Source organism: Knoellia sp. Soil729, from assembly GCF_001427985.1.
In the GTDB taxonomy this organism is placed as follows: domain Bacteria; phylum Actinomycetota; class Actinomycetes; order Actinomycetales; family Dermatophilaceae; genus Knoellia.
In genome coordinates this window covers 272,710-288,227 of sequence record NZ_LMSA01000001.1, presented here as the reverse complement: position 1 = coordinate 288,227, position 15,518 = coordinate 272,710, and the positions used below count along the sequence as shown (strand labels likewise).

The 15,518-nt window shown below is 69.3% G+C and carries 14 protein-coding genes and 2 tRNA genes; 9 read left to right on the top strand and 7 right to left on the bottom strand.

The features are described 5' to 3' along the window. Nucleotides 1-51: 51 nt before the first annotated feature. On the bottom strand, nucleotides 52-1,356 hold the full coding sequence (locus tag ASG74_RS01350; RefSeq protein ID WP_056138185.1) for a lamin tail domain-containing protein: 1,305 nt from the start codon (nucleotides 1,354-1,356) through the stop codon (nucleotides 52-54). A gap of 146 nt (nucleotides 1,357-1,502) precedes the next feature. On the opposite strand from ASG74_RS01350, the gene ASG74_RS01345 reads away from it, so the two are divergent. From ASG74_RS01345 to trmB, 4 genes are all read left to right on the top strand, one after another. Next, on the top strand, nucleotides 1,503-2,135 hold the full coding sequence (locus ASG74_RS01345; RefSeq protein WP_056138183.1) for a mycothiol-dependent nitroreductase Rv2466c family protein: 633 nt from the start codon (nucleotides 1,503-1,505) through the stop codon (nucleotides 2,133-2,135). A 62-nt stretch (nucleotides 2,136-2,197) separates the two neighbouring features. Beyond that, entirely contained in the window at nucleotides 2,198-2,665 is a 468-nt protein-coding gene (locus tag ASG74_RS01340) for a ribose-5-phosphate isomerase (RefSeq protein ID WP_056138181.1), read from the top strand. A 150-nt stretch (nucleotides 2,666-2,815) separates the two neighbouring features. Beyond that, nucleotides 2,816-3,856: a PP2C family protein-serine/threonine phosphatase gene (locus ASG74_RS01335; protein ID WP_056138180.1), complete on the top strand. Its 1,041-nt coding sequence runs from the start codon at nucleotides 2,816-2,818 to the stop codon at nucleotides 3,854-3,856. Between the two features lie 28 nt (nucleotides 3,857-3,884). After that, a complete protein-coding gene (trmB, locus tag ASG74_RS01330) occupies nucleotides 3,885-4,601 on the top strand; it encodes a tRNA (guanine(46)-N(7))-methyltransferase TrmB (RefSeq protein WP_056138178.1) in 717 nt (238 codons plus the stop codon). A gap of 17 nt (nucleotides 4,602-4,618) precedes the next feature. Here trmB and ASG74_RS01325 read toward each other — a convergent pair. After that, nucleotides 4,619-4,692: transfer RNA gene (locus ASG74_RS01325), tRNA-Pro, on the bottom strand. A gap of 116 nt (nucleotides 4,693-4,808) precedes the next feature. Between ASG74_RS01325 and ASG74_RS01320 the strand changes: the two genes are divergently transcribed. Next, a tRNA-Gly gene (locus tag ASG74_RS01320) sits at nucleotides 4,809-4,879 on the top strand. Nucleotides 4,880-5,068: 189 nt separating this feature from the next. On the opposite strand, the gene ASG74_RS01315 is transcribed toward ASG74_RS01320, so the two are convergent. The 4 genes from ASG74_RS01315 to ASG74_RS01300 all read right to left on the bottom strand — a co-directional run bounded on the left by ASG74_RS01315 (nucleotide 5,069) and on the right by ASG74_RS01300 (nucleotide 9,973). Beyond that, nucleotides 5,069-5,737 carry a potassium channel family protein gene (locus ASG74_RS01315; protein ID WP_056138177.1) on the bottom strand — a complete coding sequence of 223 codons (669 nt, stop codon included), beginning with the start codon at nucleotides 5,735-5,737 and terminating at the stop codon, nucleotides 5,069-5,071. Further along, the gene (locus ASG74_RS01310; protein ID WP_200942498.1) at nucleotides 5,730-7,091 is read right to left on the bottom strand and encodes a TrkH family potassium uptake protein; all 1,362 of its coding nucleotides are present in this window, start codon (nucleotides 7,089-7,091) and stop codon (nucleotides 5,730-5,732) included. The genes ASG74_RS01315 and ASG74_RS01310 overlap by 8 nt, the downstream gene beginning before the upstream one ends. Nucleotides 7,092-7,239: 148 nt before the next feature. Continuing rightward, nucleotides 7,240-8,892, bottom strand: coding sequence for a long-chain fatty acid--CoA ligase (locus ASG74_RS01305; RefSeq protein ID WP_056138173.1), 1,653 nt, complete (start codon nucleotides 8,890-8,892; stop codon nucleotides 7,240-7,242). Nucleotides 8,893-9,028: 136 nt separating this feature from the next. Further along, the gene (locus ASG74_RS01300; RefSeq protein WP_056138171.1) at nucleotides 9,029-9,973 is read right to left on the bottom strand and encodes a zinc metalloprotease; all 945 of its coding nucleotides are present in this window, start codon (nucleotides 9,971-9,973) and stop codon (nucleotides 9,029-9,031) included. A gap of 267 nt (nucleotides 9,974-10,240) precedes the next feature. On the opposite strand from ASG74_RS01300, the gene tig reads away from it, so the two are divergent. Next, nucleotides 10,241-11,629, top strand: a complete 1,389-nt coding sequence (tig, locus tag ASG74_RS01295) for a trigger factor (protein WP_056138169.1) — start codon at nucleotides 10,241-10,243, stop codon at nucleotides 11,627-11,629. Nucleotides 11,630-11,757: 128 nt separating this feature from the next. Further along, complete coding sequence (locus ASG74_RS01290; protein WP_056138166.1) at nucleotides 11,758-12,225, top strand: SRPBCC family protein; 468 nt, start codon at nucleotides 11,758-11,760, stop codon at nucleotides 12,223-12,225. On the opposite strand, the gene ASG74_RS01285 is transcribed toward ASG74_RS01290, so the two are convergent. Then, nucleotides 12,211-13,299 (bottom strand): LacI family DNA-binding transcriptional regulator, encoded by a 1,089-nt coding sequence (locus ASG74_RS01285; protein ID WP_235498757.1) that lies wholly within the window; start codon nucleotides 13,297-13,299, stop codon nucleotides 12,211-12,213. The two genes, ASG74_RS01290 and ASG74_RS01285, sit on opposite strands and share 15 nt — an antisense overlap. A gap of 151 nt (nucleotides 13,300-13,450) precedes the next feature. Between ASG74_RS01285 and ASG74_RS01280 the strand changes: the two genes are divergently transcribed. Then, the gene (locus ASG74_RS01280; protein WP_056138162.1) at nucleotides 13,451-14,767 is read left to right on the top strand and encodes an MFS transporter; all 1,317 of its coding nucleotides are present in this window, start codon (nucleotides 13,451-13,453) and stop codon (nucleotides 14,765-14,767) included. A gap of 124 nt (nucleotides 14,768-14,891) precedes the next feature. Then, nucleotides 14,892-15,515 (top strand): ATP-dependent Clp protease proteolytic subunit, encoded by a 624-nt coding sequence (locus ASG74_RS01275; RefSeq protein ID WP_056138160.1) that lies wholly within the window; start codon nucleotides 14,892-14,894, stop codon nucleotides 15,513-15,515. Nucleotides 15,516-15,518: the final 3 nt, after the last annotated feature.

The following is a 15,518-nucleotide window of genomic DNA, read 5'->3' as shown; positions in this document are numbered from 1 at the left end:
CGCATGCGGCGTCGGGGCCCCAGCGTGGGCCGACGCGCCATCACACAGTGCTCAGCAGCGCCCGGTACCCCAGCCGATGCACCCCACCCGCACGTTCTCCGGGGTGCGCAGCACCGCGGTGCCACCCGCGTTGGCCAGCAGGGGAGTGGCACTTCCCCAGTAGCGGGTCAGGCGGGTGCTCGTCCCCGTGCCGGAGCGCAGCACCAGCAGCTCGCCGGGGCGCACGACCGACCCCTTCGGGAACTCGTACGTGTGCCCGAACGCCGACATGACCCGGTAGGACACGTCGACGCTGTAGGCCCCAGCCGGGCGCACCGTCACGTACTCACCGTTGAGGTTCGTCGCATCAGTTCCCGGAGCATCCGCCTTCGCCGTCATCGTGACCTTGCCGACCAGTGGGTCCGTGCACGCATAGAGGCACGGGTACATCGACCAGGCGCGCACGTCACCCTGGGGGTCGTACAGGTACACCCCGGAGCCGGGAACCGTCGTCCCGTTGGTGTTGGAGAACTTCGACTTGGCCGAGCCCCAGTACAACCGTGTGGTCGTGTTCGTGCCCGTGCCGACGAACAACGTCGTCATCCCACCGGCAGGCACCACAGCGGTTGAGGGGAAGAAGTACGAGTCCTGCCCACCCGTCCGCAGGGCCCAGCCCTTGAGGGACAGGGCCGTCCCGGACGTGTTCAGGACGCGCACCCATTCCTGGTTCGGGTCCTTCGACTCGTCGAGGTTGCCGTCCGAGTTGACCCACGTGCGCAACGGTGTGGTCTGTGAGGGTCCGCTGCCGCAGAAGTCGGTGTCCCAGAGGTTCGTGCGAGCCTTCGCAGCCTGCTGCGCAGCGACCTCGTACGCCTTCCAGCGGGACGTGTCGCCGCCCGCACCGGGCATGGGGAGGGCGTGCCCGGCCTTGAGCATCGGCAGCTGGGTGTCGACCCACGCGGATCCGTTCCACGCGTCGACGAACCGGACCGGGCGGCCCAGGCTCGACATGGCCGGGTTCGACAACGACATCCGCACCCGCTTGCCGACCGGAGCCTGCTGCGCCATCGCGGCCGACGCCTGTGCCGCGTGGCACGTGCCCTTCTCCATCGTCTGGATACCGGCGTTGCGCACGTGCACCGGCGCAACCGTGGTCGGGTCGTCACCGTCGACCCGGACCACGACCGTGTCCCCGTCGTCGATGCTGACGACCGTCCCGTAGGTGACTGGCGCTCCCCACACCTTGGAGGTGGTTGCCGCGCTGGCTGGGCCCGAGGCGACCGCTGCCGCGCTCGCGAGGAGAGCGAGGCCCGCGACTGCGGCGAGAAGGGGGCGGCGGCGCGCAGTCGCGCGCCCGAAGGCAGTCAGGGCAGACACAGGGACCTTTCAGGACGGGGAGTGTGACACTAACGCAGGGCCGCAGGTCTCGCTCGTCGATCTGGTGAACCCCAGCCACGACCGAGCCGCCGAGGGTGGCGCCCCAGGTCTGCACGCGCCTCCAGCGGGGTGGCACGATGGGCCCCATGAGCCACGAGAGCACTGACAGCACCGAGCAGCGACACACCGCCGAGTTCTGGTTCGACCCCCTGTGCCCCTGGGCCTGGATGACCTCCCGGTGGATGGGTGAGGTCGAGCAGACGCGGCCCGTCGACGTCACCTGGTCGGTCATGTCGCTGTCCGTGCTCAACGAGGGGCGTGACCTGCCCGAGGGCTACCGCGAGCTCATGGACCGTGGCTGGGGCCCCGCCCGTGTCGTCACGGCAGCCGGCGAGCTGCACGGCGCCGACGTCATGAAGCCGCTCTACGACGCGATCGGGACGGCGATCCACCCCGGGGGCGTGCAGGACTTCGACGAGGCCATCCGCACCGGGCTGGAGAAGTCCGGGCTCCCGGCCGAGCTGGCGAAGTTCGCCTCCTCGGACGAGTACGACGACCAGATGCGCGCCTCGACCCAGCGGGCCCTCGACCTCGTCGGCGACGACGTCGGCACACCGGTCATCTCCGTCGACGGCGTCTCCTTCTTCGGCCCCGTCGTCACCCCCGCCCCCAAGGGAGAGGCGGCGGGCAAGCTCTGGGACGGCTGCGTCCTCGTGGCCAACACCCCCGGCTTCTTCGAGCTCAAGCGCAGCCGCACGGCCGACCCGCAGTTCGACTGAGCCCGGCCCGCCGCACCACCTCACCTCGACCAGCGACGTTCGACACAGGAGCACCACCAGACATGCGCGTTCACATCGGCGGCGACCACGCGGCATACGACCTCCAGCAGGACCTCGTCGCGTTCCTGGAGAGCGAGGGTCACGAGGTGACCAACCACGGGCCCTTCACCCTCGACCCGGTCGACGACTACCCCGTGTTCGTCCTGCGGGCGGCCGAGGCCGTTGCCGGCAACCCCGAGTCGCTGGGGATCGTGCTCGGGGGCTCCGGCAACGGCGAGCAGATGGCCGCCAACAAGGTCGTGGGAGTGCGTGCGGCGCTGTGCTACAACGACGAGCTGGCCCAGCTCGCGCGCGAGCACAACGACGCCCGGGTCATCTCGATCGGTGCCCGCATGAGCTCGGTCGAGCAGTCACGCTCGATGGTGCGCACGTTCCTGCAGACCCCGTTCTCGGGGGAGGAACGCCACCAGCGCCGGATCGACATGGTCAGCGCCTACGAGGACAGCAAGACCCTGCCTGACCTGCACTGACGCAACTTCTGCCGAACCTTTCGCGGGCGCCTACCGGTGAGTTAGTGTGGCGGTACGCCGTCCATGACAGGAGAACCGCTGGTGGCTACGGACGTCAGCGTCCTCGTGCACAGACGCCCAACCACGCTCGCACGTCGTTGGCATGCCTATGTGTTCACGGGGCCCCGGCGAGACAACATCGTCTTCGCCCTCTGCCTGCTCGTCTCGGCGGCCTTCATGGCCGTGATCCTCATCTTCCCCGGTCAGTTCCCCCCGGTCGTGATGGCTCCGCTCATCGTGCTGTTCGGGCTCTACCTGCCCAACCGTCACCTCGTCGCCCTCTATGTCGCGCTCGCGATCGGGTTGGGCATTGCCACACCTCGCCAGCCCACCTCGGGCACCACGAGGGCAGTCATGCTCACCTCCATCTGCGTGCTCATGGTGATGATGGTCATCGTCGCGGCATCGCGCAGGCGGGTCGGCGCGACGGGGTTCCACGGTGAGGACCTGTTGGTCGAGCTCCGCGACCGCATCGCCCGCTCCGCCCGGCTGCCGGTCCTGCCCTCGGGGTGGACCGCGGAGTCGGCCGTCCTGTCCGCACACGGCGAGGGCTTCTCCGGAGACTTCATGGTGGCCGACCGCACCCAGGGCGGCCGCCACCTCGAGGTGGCGCTCGTCGACGTCAGTGGCAAGGGTCGTGACGCGGGCACGCGTTCGCTCCTGCTGTCCGGTGCCCTCGGAGCCCTGCTCGGCTCGCTCGCGCCCCCGAGCTTCCTCGGTGCGGCGAACCGGTACCTCGTCCGCCAAGGGTGGGACGAGGGTTTCGCGACCGCCGTCCATGTCGACATCAACCTTGCCACGGGGGAGTTCTCCGTGGGGAGCGCCGGGCACCCCCCGGCGGTCCGCTACGCGTCGGGGGCCGGGACCTGGCACGTCCTCGACGGCGGGCGTGGTCCCGTGCTCGGCGTCATGGACGGGGCGGGGTTCACCCGGACCGGTGGCACCCTCGCCGCCGGCGACGCGCTGATGATCTACTCGGACGGCATCATCGAGTCGCGCGGGCACGACCTCACCGAGGGCACCGACCGCATGCTGGGTGCCGCGTCCGGCGCCATGGTCCGCCACGGCCACTCGGTGGCCGACGCCGTCGTCTCCTCCGCCCGCTCGGGCGAGGCCGACGACCGTGCGGTGTTCGTCATCCTCCGCAGCTGAGCTCCGGACGCCGGGTTAGCCTCGAGGCGTGTCGCCCACGCGCTCGACCCTCGACCACTCTCCCCGTCAGGGAGTGCGCACCTTCACCCCCAGATGGCGCAGCTCGCCGCTGACCACGGAGCGGATGGAGCGCCTGCTGCCCGCACACGCGATCCCGGCCGAGGGCGAGCTCGACCGGGAGGCCTGGTTCGGCCGCGTCGCCCCGGTGGTCCTCGAGATCGGCTCCGGTCACGGCGCCGCAGCGGTCGCCTATGCGGCAGCCCATCCCGAGCACGACCTCATCGCCGCAGAGGTGCACGTACCCGGTGTCGCGCGCATGTTGTCATCCGCCGAGCCGCTGGAGCTGCGCAACCTGTGGGTCGAGGTCGACGATGCCCTGCCGCTGCTCACCGAGCGCGTGCCCAGCGGGGCGCTGGCGGCCGTGCACCTGTTCTTCCCCGATCCCTGGCCCAAGGGCAAGCATGCGAAGCGCCGGTTCGTCCAGCAGCACACGCTCGCGCTCCTCGCCGACCGCCTGGAGGCCGGTGGCGTGCTGCGCATCGCCACCGACCACGAGGTCTATGCCGCGCACGTCCGGCACCAGGTCGAGCACCACGGCGGGTGGACGGTCGTCGAGGGGGAGCGGCCGCCGTGGCGTCCGCAGGACGGGTTCGAGGCCAAGGGCCGCCGGGCCGGCCGCTCGATCTCCGAGTTCGCCCTCACGCCGCGGCAGGCGCCGGGGCCGGTGCCTGCGCGGAAGCCCTGAGGGCGCATGCACGAGTGTCGGGCTGACAGGATTTGAACCTGCGACATCTTCGTCCCAAACGAAGCGCGCTACCAAACTGCGCCACAGCCCGTTCGCCCGCACTGTAGCGGACGCACCACGACCGGCCCGATTTCGGATCCTGAGGAGGCGGCCACTAGGCTAACTCCTGCTCCGAGAAGGTCGATCCACGTCGACCACGACCGGCGCGCGGGCGTAGCTCAATGGTAGAGCCCCAGTCTTCCAAACTGACTACGCGGGTTCGATTCCCGTCGCCCGCTCTCTGTTGGCCTGCAAGGACGCTCGCGAAGTGCGCGTATGACGACAGCGTGTGCACTGGGAGCGTTCTTGCACGCCACCTCCTCGCCGCCCTGGCTGCCCGCTCCCATGCCTTCGGGCACGCTGAGCAGGCTCTGGCGCTCTCCGGGTGCGGGCGTTGTCCAGTCGACGAATGCGGCTGTTGCTCGTCGTCAGTCCTGGCCCGAGAAGAACTCCACCTTGCGGCGCTCGCCCGAGACGATGATGAGGTCACCGTCGTTCACCACGGACGCCGGCGTGGCGTAGGAAAAGTCCTTACCGGCAGCCTTGATGCCGACGATGGTGACCCCGTAGGTCTTCCGAATCCCGGCCTCAGCGAGAGTGCGGCCAAGAATGCTGCGCGGTGGAGAGGTCTTCACGATGGCATAGCCGTCGTCGAACTCAATGTAGTCCTGCATCCGGCCACGCACGAGGTGGGCCACGCGCTTGCCCATTTCGTGCTCGGGGCGAACCACATGCGTGACCCCGACCTGGGTGAGGATCTCGCGCTGAGACATGGTGACCGCCTTGGCCCAGATGTCGCTGACGCCGAGCTTGCGAAGCACGAACGCCGTGAGCACGCTGGCCTCGAGGTTGCTGCCGATGCCGATGACGGCCTTGGAGAAGTCGCCGACGCCCAGCTGTTCCATCGCCTGCAGATCGGTGGCGTCAGCCTGGACAACGTGAGTCCAGCGTCCGGCAAGGTCCTGCACGCGTTTCGGGTCGTTGTCGATGGCGAGGACCTGCACGTCGTCGCGTTCGAGCTCATCCGCAAGCGACTTGCCGAACCGGCCGAGACCGATGACGGCGACGCCGCCTGACTGCGCAATCTTCTTAGCCAATGAGTGGCGCTCCTTCGGGGTAGCGGTAGCGGCGGTTCCGCTCCCGCAACGTCAGTGCGGACACCAGTGTGATCGGGCCCAGGCGGCCCAGGAACATGAGAACCACCAGCACCAGCTCCCCACCGTCCCCGACCTTCGGTGTGATGCCAGTGGACAGGCCCACCGTGGCGAAGGCCGAGGTGCTCTCGAACAGCACGTCACGGAACGGGAGCTCAGTGAGCTCCGTGAGGAGCATGGTGGCAGTGAGGACGGCAGCGACTCCGAGCAGTGCGACGGTGGTGGCCTGGCGGACCACACGGTGCTCGATTCGACGGTCGAAGGCGATGACGTCCTCCTCTCCGCGAACCTCGGCCACGATGACGAAGAACAGCACGATGAAGGTGGTCACCTTCAGGCCGCCGGCGGTGCCGGCCGAACCACCGCCGACGAACATCAGCATGATGGTCCCCAACAGGGTTTCGTCGGTGACGGCGCCATAGTCCCAGGCGTTGAAGCCCGCGGTTCGGGGCTGCACGGCGTGGAACCAGGCGCCGAGCAGCTTTGCAGGAAGGCTCAAGGGTCCCAGAGTGCCCTCGTTGTCCCACTCGGTGAGGCTCATGAAGACGGTGCCGATGACCAGCAGGGCACCGGTCATGAGCAGGGTCAGCCGGGTGTGAAGGCTCCACGTCCGTGGGCGCCGGTTGCGCAGAAGCTCGATCAGCACCGGGAAGCCGATGCCGCCGATGACGATCGCGACAGAGATTGGCATGAGGACGAAACCGTCCGTGAGGAAGCGCATGAGGTTGTCGCTGTAGAGCGCGAAACCGGCGTTGTTGAACGATGACACGGCGTGGAAGACGCCGTGCCAGACGGCAGTGCCCCAGGCGCCGTCGTACGCCGAACGAAACCGCAACGTCAGGAGCAGCGCGACGACGCTCTCCACCGTGAACGTGATGATGAAGACCCCACGCAGGACCCGGCGCACGTCCCCCAGGCCGACGCTCCTGGTCTCCGCCGCGGCCGTCAGACGAGTACGCAGCCCCATGCGGCGCGCCAGGAACAGGGCGATCAGCGATCCCAGGGTCATGATTCCGAACCCGCCCACCTGGATCAGCCCAAGGATGACGACCTGGCCGGTCACACTCCAGTACGTGGCCGTGTCGACCACCGTCAACCCCGTCACACACACCGCGCTGGTGGCCGTGAACAGCGCCGTGACGAGCGGCGCCCCGTCTCCATCAGTGCGGCACATGGGAAGCATGAGCAACACCGTCCCGATCGCCGCAGCGGTGGCAAATGCGAAGGCCACCACCTGGGCTGGGTGACGGAACAAGGGCTTACGGCGAGAGGCGGGGTCGACTCGGCGTAGAAACACCGGTCAAGGATGTCAGGAACAAACCTTCCTCGTCGCCTCCGTCCCTGCACTCCTCAGCTCGTCGTGACCTGACCGCTCCGTCCTCCGCTCTCGTGGGCGGGTGGCACACCTGTTCCTGCCGGGCGGCGTCGGCTCAGCGAGGCGTGGGTCAGCGCGGCGTCGGACCCTCGAGCTCGACGACGTCGAGCTGCCCGTCTGCGTACTGCGCCCGCAGGGCCTTCTTGTTGAACTTGCCGACACTCGTCTTGGGCACCTCGTCGATGAACGCCCAGTGCTCCGGCAGCTGCCACTTCGCGAACCGGTCGGCCAGGGCGGTGCGCAGGGCCTCCGCGTCGGCGTTGGCGTGCTCACCGAGCACGACGGCCACGAGGGGGCGCTCGTCCCAGGCGTCGTCGGGCACGCCGATGACGGCGGCCTCGACGACGCCGGGGAGGGCCATCACCGCGTTCTCGAGGTCGACGGACGAGATCCACTCGCCACCCGACTTGATGACGTCCTTGGACCGGTCGACGAGCGTCAGGTAGCCGTTGGGGGTGATCCGGCCGACGTCGCCCGTGCGCAGCCAGCCGTCGTGGAACTTCTCGGGCTCGACGGCGGTGTCGTCGGGGGAGTAGTAGGAGCTCGCGATCCACGGACCCTTGACCTCGAGCTCGCCCAGGCTCTCACCGTCATGGGGGACGACGTTGCCCTCGTCGTCGAGAAGCCGCGCCTGCACGCTGGCGCCGAACTGCCCTTGGCTGATGCGGTACTCCCACTCCGCGTCTCCGGAGGACCTCGCGGGCGGGTGCGCCACCGAACCCAGCGGCGAGGTCTCGGTCATGCCCCAGGCGTGGACCACGCGGACTCCGTGCTCCTCGTCGAACGCCTTCATCATCGACGGCGGGACCGCTGAGCCGCCGATGATCACCTCGCGGAGGTGCGTGATGTCCTGCGGGTGGGCGGCGAGCTGGCCGAGGACCCCGGTCCAGATCGTCGGGACGGCGGCCGCGAAGGTCGGCTGCTCGGCGGCCATCATCTCGAGGAGCGGCGCCGGCTGGAGGAAGCGGTCAGGCATGAGCAGGGACGCGCCGCTCATCAGTGCGGCGTAGGGGATGCCCCAGGCGTTGGCGTGGAACATCGGCACGATGACCAGCGCGCGGTCACGCTCGGACAACGCCATGCCGTCGGTCGTGCACACCTGCATCGAGTGCAGCACGCTCGACCGGTGCGAGTACGCCACACCCTTGGGCTCACCCGTGGTGCCGGAGGTGTAGCACATCGCCGCCGCCATGCGTTCGTCGACGACCGGGAAGTCGAACTCCTCGGACTGAGTGCCCAGCAGCTCGTCATAGCCGTGGACCGTGACCCCGGCCGGAGCCTCGAGGGCGCTCGGGTCACCGTTGGCCACGATGACGTGCTGGACCGACCGAAGGGCCGGGAGCAGCGGGCCGAAGAGGGGAACCAGCGAGCCGTCGACGATGACGACCTTGTCCTGGGCGTGGTTGGCCACGTAGGTCAGCTGCTCGGGGAAGAGACGGATGTTGAGCGCGTGCAGGACGCAGCCCATGGCCGGGACGGCGGCGTAGGCGACGAAGTGCTCGTTGTTGTTCCACATGAAGGTGGCGACGCGGTCGGTCTGCTCGACCCCGAGGGCGCGCAGGGCGTTCGCGAGCCGCCCCGACTGTCGACCGACCTCCGCATAGGTCATCCGCCGGACCTCCGACCCGGTCCAGGTGGTGACCTCCGAGTCGGCCTTGGCGGTCATCGCGTGGCGAAGGAGGGTGGCGAGGGACAGGGGCTCGTCCTGCATGGTGCTCAACATGACCTCATGATCGCCGGGCCCCGACCGGTGCGCACCCCTTTCAAGGGAGGAATCTTCCGCACGCCGTCGCGAACGCAGGTATGCCGCCCGCGCACGGTGCGCGGACGGCATACCCGGTGTGTCGTGAGCTGGGGCGTCAGGCTCGGAACGCGAGCCAGGCGTCACTCATGCGGTCGGCCTGGCCCGGGGTGAACATGTTCATGCAGGAGTCCTGCGTGTAGTCCATGAAGTTGTGGATCGGGTCCTTGCCGGGAGCGGTGCACGTGTCCGCGTCGGTGGGGCAGTTGAACTGCGGCATGGCCTCGCGCGGGGTGTCTGCGACGTAGTCGCCGGCTGCAGAGCAGCCCTTGTTGAAGGTGTGGTCGAGCATGAGCCAGTGGCCGACCTCGTGGGTGAGGGTGTCACCGAGGGAGTACTTGCCGGCGGTGCCACCGGGCATCGACTCGTCGAGCATGACGACGCCGTCGATGAAGTCGCGGCCGTTGTTGTAGCCCTTGGGGAAGTAGGCCCAGCCGAGGAGGCCGCCACCGATGTCGGCGACGTACACGTTGAGCGTCCTGGAGCTGCCCTCGTAGAGCGCCTTCTTCATGTCCCGCTCGGCCTTGCCGGGGGTGACGGTGTTCCAGACGGGGTTGACCGTCCAGGTCGTCTTGGTGAGGTCGAAGCGGAACGGGGTGTCGGAGGCGTCGGTCGCGGTTGCACCGGAGTAGGAGTCGTTGAGGACCTTCATCTGCGCCGCGATCATCGTGTTCATCCGCGTCGTGGCCGCCGAGCTGAGGGCGCCCTTGGAGACGACGTGGAAGATCGTCGGGATGGTCACCGAGCCGTTGGCCAGCCGCGGGCTGTCCTTGATGACGCCGTACGCCTTCGCCTCGTTCTTGCTGTAGAGCTCCGGCTCCTTCGCCGTGTCCTTGGCGTCGTCGCGGACGCGGGCGGCCGAGGTCGCTCCTGCCGGGTCGCACTGGGCGACGGCGGGGGAGGGCGTGGAGGCGGCGCTCACGGTGGCCGGGGACGAGACGGCGAAGCTGGACGCTGCGAGCGCGATGACGCCGAGCGCAGGTCGGATGAGACGTCGTGACATGAAGGATCTCCTCAGAGGAAAGCGACCCGTTCGGGCCGCTGCGCGGACGGTACTCCGGCCGACCCCCTGCGTGGGGGCTTTCGGCGACGACGATTCGGTCCGTGTCGCCGCGCCCGTTAGCATGTTGGTGAGTGGAGTTTCATCGGTATGCCGTGCGCACACCTTCCCGTGTCCGCGGGCCGCGCCCGTGGCCGGCATGCCCGACCCGATCTCATCCGCGAGCAGCGCCTCGCACCATCCGACCCCAACACCTGTGGAGTGCCTGAAGTGAAGAGTGCCGTCGAGACCCTCAGCCCGACCCGGGTGAAGCTCATCGTCGAGGTGCCGTTCGACGAGCTGAAGCCCGACCTCGACGCGGCGTACCGGACGATCGGGTCGCAGATCCAGATTCCGGGATTCCGCAAGGGCAAGGTTCCCGCTCGCATCATCGACCAGCGCGTCGGCCGCGGCGCCGTCGTCCAGGAGGCCGTCAACGAGGCCCTCCCGCGCTTCTTCTCCGAGGCCATCGACGCCGAGGGCATCAAGGCCATCGGCCAGCCGGACGTCGACGTGACGGCCGTGCCGCTCGAGGACGGCCAGGACCTCGAGTTCACCGTCGAGACCGACGTGCGCCCCGAGATCGAGCTGCCCGACCTGGACGGCATCGCCGTCGAGGTCGACGAGGTCAAGGCCACCGACGAGGACATCGAGGAGCGCCTCACCTCACTGCGCCAGCGCTTCGGCACCCTGACCTCCGTCGAGCGCGCCGTCGAGAACGGCGACGTCCTCTCGATCGACCTCAAGGCCGTCATCGACGACGAGGAGATCGACAGCGTCGAGGGCGTCACCTACGAGGTCGGCTCGGGCAACATGCTCGAGGGCCTGGACGACGCCGTCCTGGGCGCCAACGCCGGCGACACCAAGACCTTCTCCGCGCCGCTCGCCGGTGGCGACCACGAGGGCCGCGACGCCGACTGCACCGTCACCGTCCAGTCCGTCAAGGTCCGTGAGCTCCCCGAGCTCGACGACGACTTCGCCCAGCTCGCCTCGCAGTTCGACACGATGGACGAGCTGCGCGCCGACATCGTCACGCAGGCCGAGCAGGCCAAGAAGTTCGAGCAGGGCGTCCAGGCCCGCGACAAGGTCCTCGAGCACCTCCTCGAGGTCACCGAGGTCGCCGTGCCCGAGGGCATCGTCGAGGCCGAGGTGCACAGCCACCTCGAGGGCGAGGACCGCCTCGAGGACGACACCCACCGCGCCGAGGTCGACGAGAGCACCCGCAAGGCGCTCAAGGGCCAGTTCCTGCTCGACGCGCTCGCCGAGAAGCTCGAGATCGAGGTCGAGCAGCCCGAGCTGATCGAGTACCTCATCATGAGCGCTCAGCAGTACGGCATGGACCCCAACCAGTTCGCCCAGGCCATCGACCAGCAGGGTCAGGTGCCCGCGATGGTCCAGGAGGTCTCCCGCCGCAAGGCGCTGGCTGCCGTGCTCGAGAAGGCCATCGTCACCGACACCGCCGGCACGACGATCGACCTCAACGAGCTGGTGCCCCAGGCCGAGGTCGTCGAGCCCGAGCTCGAGGACGACGCCGACGAGGCCGACCTCGAGGAGCTCGCCTCCGAGGTCGACACGGACGCCGACACCGAGGCCGACACCGAGGCGCCGGCCAAGGCCTGACGCCCCTTCGCTCCACCACGACGTATGCCGTGTGCTTCCTCTCCGGGAAGCACACGGCATACGCGTATCGGCACGTCGCACGAGGTCCGGGTTTGCTTTGGGTGGCGATCCGTGATGAGGATCGAGGCATGACCCACGACAAGCAGATCACCGTTTCGCGCACCATCGACGCGCCTGCCCAGGCGATCTTCGCTGTGCTCAGCAACCCCGAGCGGCACACCGAGCTCGACGGCTCCGGGTTCATGCGCTCGGACGAGAAGTCCAACCGCATCAGCAAGGTCGGCGACGTCTTCACGATGAACATGACCGGCGACCACATGGGTGGCGACTACCAGACCGACAACCACGTCGTCGGCTACTCCGAGAACTCCCTGCTCGCGTGGGAGACCGCGCCGGCCGGCACGACGCCTCCCGGGTGGGAGTGGGTCTGGCGCCTCGAGCAGCAGGGTCCCGACCAGACGCTCGTCACCCACACCTATGACTGGTCGAAGGTGACCGACAAGGACATCCTGCGGAAGGTCAGCTTCCCCCTGGTGACCCAGGGCCAGCTCGAGGACACCCTCGCCCGGCTCGCCGAGGTCTCAGCCGGGTCCTGACGTCGAGTCGCCGACTCGGAGAGTGACCTCGAGGGGCTGGTCGCCGGGTGTCTCACCGGCGAGCAGCCGCCGCGCGAGCTCTCCGAGGAGGCGGCCCTTGGCCTCGCCGGGCTGCTCGATCGTCGTCAGCCGGTGGTCGAGCCAGGGGAGGTCGACGCCGTCGAAGCCGGTCACCGAGACGTCCTCGGGCACCCGCAGGCCCAGCAGCTCGGCGGCGCGGATCACGCCTGCTGCCAACAGGTCCGACTGGGCGACGATGCCGGTGGGACGCTCGTGCACGGCGACGTCGAGGAGCAGTCGGCCGGCTGCCTCGCCCTGCTCGACGTCGGGCTGCTCGGCCTCGACAAGGGTCGCCCGAGGGCCGGCGACGTCGAGGAAGCCGTGGGCCCGCTCCCGCGCATCGGGGTAGGCCGCGTGCTCGAGCTCCGTGGCCTCGACGCGGTGCGTGGGCCGGCGGATGCCCAGGGGCATGAGGACGTGCGCGAGCCGTTCGTGCCCGAGGTCGACGAGGTGCTGGGTCGCTGCAGCTGAGGCTCCGCGCTCGTCCACCACGACGTGGGTGACGGCGCCGTCCAGGGGTGCGCCCGCTCCGACCATGGGGATGCCACGGGCCAGGAGGTGCTCGACCAGGGGGCTGTCGGTGCGGCCGCAGAGCGGGAAGACGGCTGCGTCGACGGCGTGCGTCGCGAGCGGGTTCGGCTGGGTGTCGCCGTGGTCGGCGAGCAGCAGCATGCTCGTGCCCATCGCGTCGAGCTCCTGGGCCAGGCCGTCGAGCACGGAGAGAGCGAAGGGATCGCGGAAGGCGTGCAGCAGGCGGTCCTCGACGATGACGGCCACGGTGCCGGAGCGCCCCTGGCGCAGTGAGCTGGCGAGGGGGTCGGGCCCTGCGTAGGCGAGCTCCGTCGCGGCGGCGTGCACGCGCTCGGCGGTGCTGGTGGCGACGGGACCCTTGCCGCTGAAGACGAGCGAGGCCGTGCTGATGGAGACCCCGGCCAGCTCGGCGACGTCGCGCAGCGTCACCTTGCGCGGCGGCTGCGCGCGGCGCGTTGGGGGCGTTTGACGGGGCGGGGTCATGCGAGAGACACTATCGAATCGATTCGACTTGTCCCACTTCGTGCCAGAAATCCCACTTATTGCGCGTTGGGACAGGCGCTTGCTGCCCTCGCACCTGTCCCAACGCGCAATCAGTGGACCGGTCGCATTCCCTCAGAGAGAGCCTCAGCCCGTGACCAGCCCCGCCGCCCTGCCACGCGAACGCGTTGCCAGTGCCCGCACCGCCGTCTTCATCGTCTTCGCCCTGGCCGGCGTGGCCTTCGCGTCCTGGGCCTCGCGCATCGCGGATGCCAAGTCGGCCCTCGACCTCACGCCGGGTCAGCTGGGTGCGACGCTCTTCGCGATGTCGGCCGGCTCGCTGCTCGCCATGCCGTCGACCGGACGCATCGCGGCGCGCATCGGTGTCGTCAACGCCATCCGCCTCGGCATGCTCGTGGGCATCGTCGGCTTCGGCGTGGTCGGCGCGGGGGTGGACATCGTCGAGTCACGGCTCATCGTGGCCATCGGCCTCTTTCTCATCGGCAGCGGCGTCGGGGTGTGGGACGTCGCCATGAACCTCGAGGGCGCGAGCGTCGAGCGGTTGCTCGGCCAGACGGTCATGCCGCAGTTCCACGCCGCCTTCAGTGGCGGGACCGTGCTCTCGGCGCTCGTCGGCTCGGCCATGTCGTGGGCGCGGATCCCCCTGCTGCCGCACCTCCTGGCCTCGGCCCTGCTGGTCACCGCTGGTGGGTTCTGGGCGATGCGCGCCTTCCTGCCGAGGACGGTCGAGGACGCGGAGGCGAGCGAGCTGGCGGAGGCCGCCGGGTCTGCCGGGGCCGCTGAGCCTGCCGGGGGCGGTGCCGGAGTCGGCTCGGGGTCGAGCACGGGCGCGCCCTCTGCGCCGGTCCGCCCGCGCTCCGCCTGGCTCGAGCCACGCACCCTGCTCATCGGGGTCGTCACCCTCGTCGCGGCCTTCACGGAGGGCACGGCCAACGACTGGATGGCCGTCGCCTTCGTCGAGGGTCACGCCCTCCCCGCCTGGGCGGGCGTCCTCGCCTTCGCCACCTTCCTGTCCTTCATGACCGTGGGCCGGTTGCTGGGCACCCGGTGGCTCGACACCTATGGGCGCGTGCCGGTGCTGAGGGCGACGTTCGCCCTGGCCGTCCTCGGCTCGTTGCTCGTCATCTTCGGCAACGCCTGGCTCGCCTTCGTGGGTGCGGCGGTGTGGGGCATCGGCGTCTCGCTCGGGTTCCCGGTGGGCATGAGTGCCAGCGCCGACGACCCGCAGCGTGCGGGAGCCCGGATGTCGGTCGTGGCCACGATCGGCTACATGGCCTTCATCGCCGGTCCGCCCGTGCTTGGCTTCCTCGGCGACCACGTCGGCGTCCTTCGAAGCCTGCTCGCCGTGGGCACGATGGCGCTGCTCGTCCAGGTCATCCTCGAGCACGTGCGTGAGCCCGCCGGTGACGTACGCACGACGGTCCCGGCGGCAGCTCACGAGGCCGGCTGACCGGCATACGGGCCGGCTTTTGTGCTCAGGGCGAACACGCGCGGGCACCGGGAGTGCGCGGGAGGACCCGCGCGTTAAGGTCAGCGAAAGGCACGACCCCACATCACGGCAGGAGCAGACCAGCGTGAGCAGCAACGAGATCGTCGCAGCCGGTCCGGGCGAGAAGCTCGGGCTCGACGACAGCATCTACAACCGCCTCCTCAAGGAGCGGATCATCTTCCTCGGCTCCGAGGTGCGCGACGAGAACGCCAACGCGATCTGCGCGCAGATGCTCCTGCTCGCCGCGGAGGACTCCGACAAGGACATCTGGCTCTACATCAACAGCCCCGGTGGCTCGGTGACCGCCGGCATGGCGATCTTCGACACCATGCAGTGGGTCCCCAACGACGTCGCCACCGTCGCGATGGGCATGGCGGCCTCGATGGGCCAGTTCCTGCTGTCCGCGGGCACGCCCGGCAAGCGCTACGCCACGCCGCACGCGCGCGTCATGATGCACCAGCCCTCGGGCGGCATCGGCGGCACCGCATCCGACATCAAGATCCAGGCCGAGCAGCTCCTCCACATCAAGAAGCAGATGGCCGAGCTCATCGCCGAGCACACCGGCCAGACCCCCGAGCAGATCGAGAAGGACTCCGACCGGGACCGCTGGTTCACGGCCTCGGAGGCGAAGGACTACGGCTTCGTCGACCACGTCTTCTCGCGCGCCGACCAGGCCGGCAACTCGTCCGACAACCCGGTCACTGACTGACCC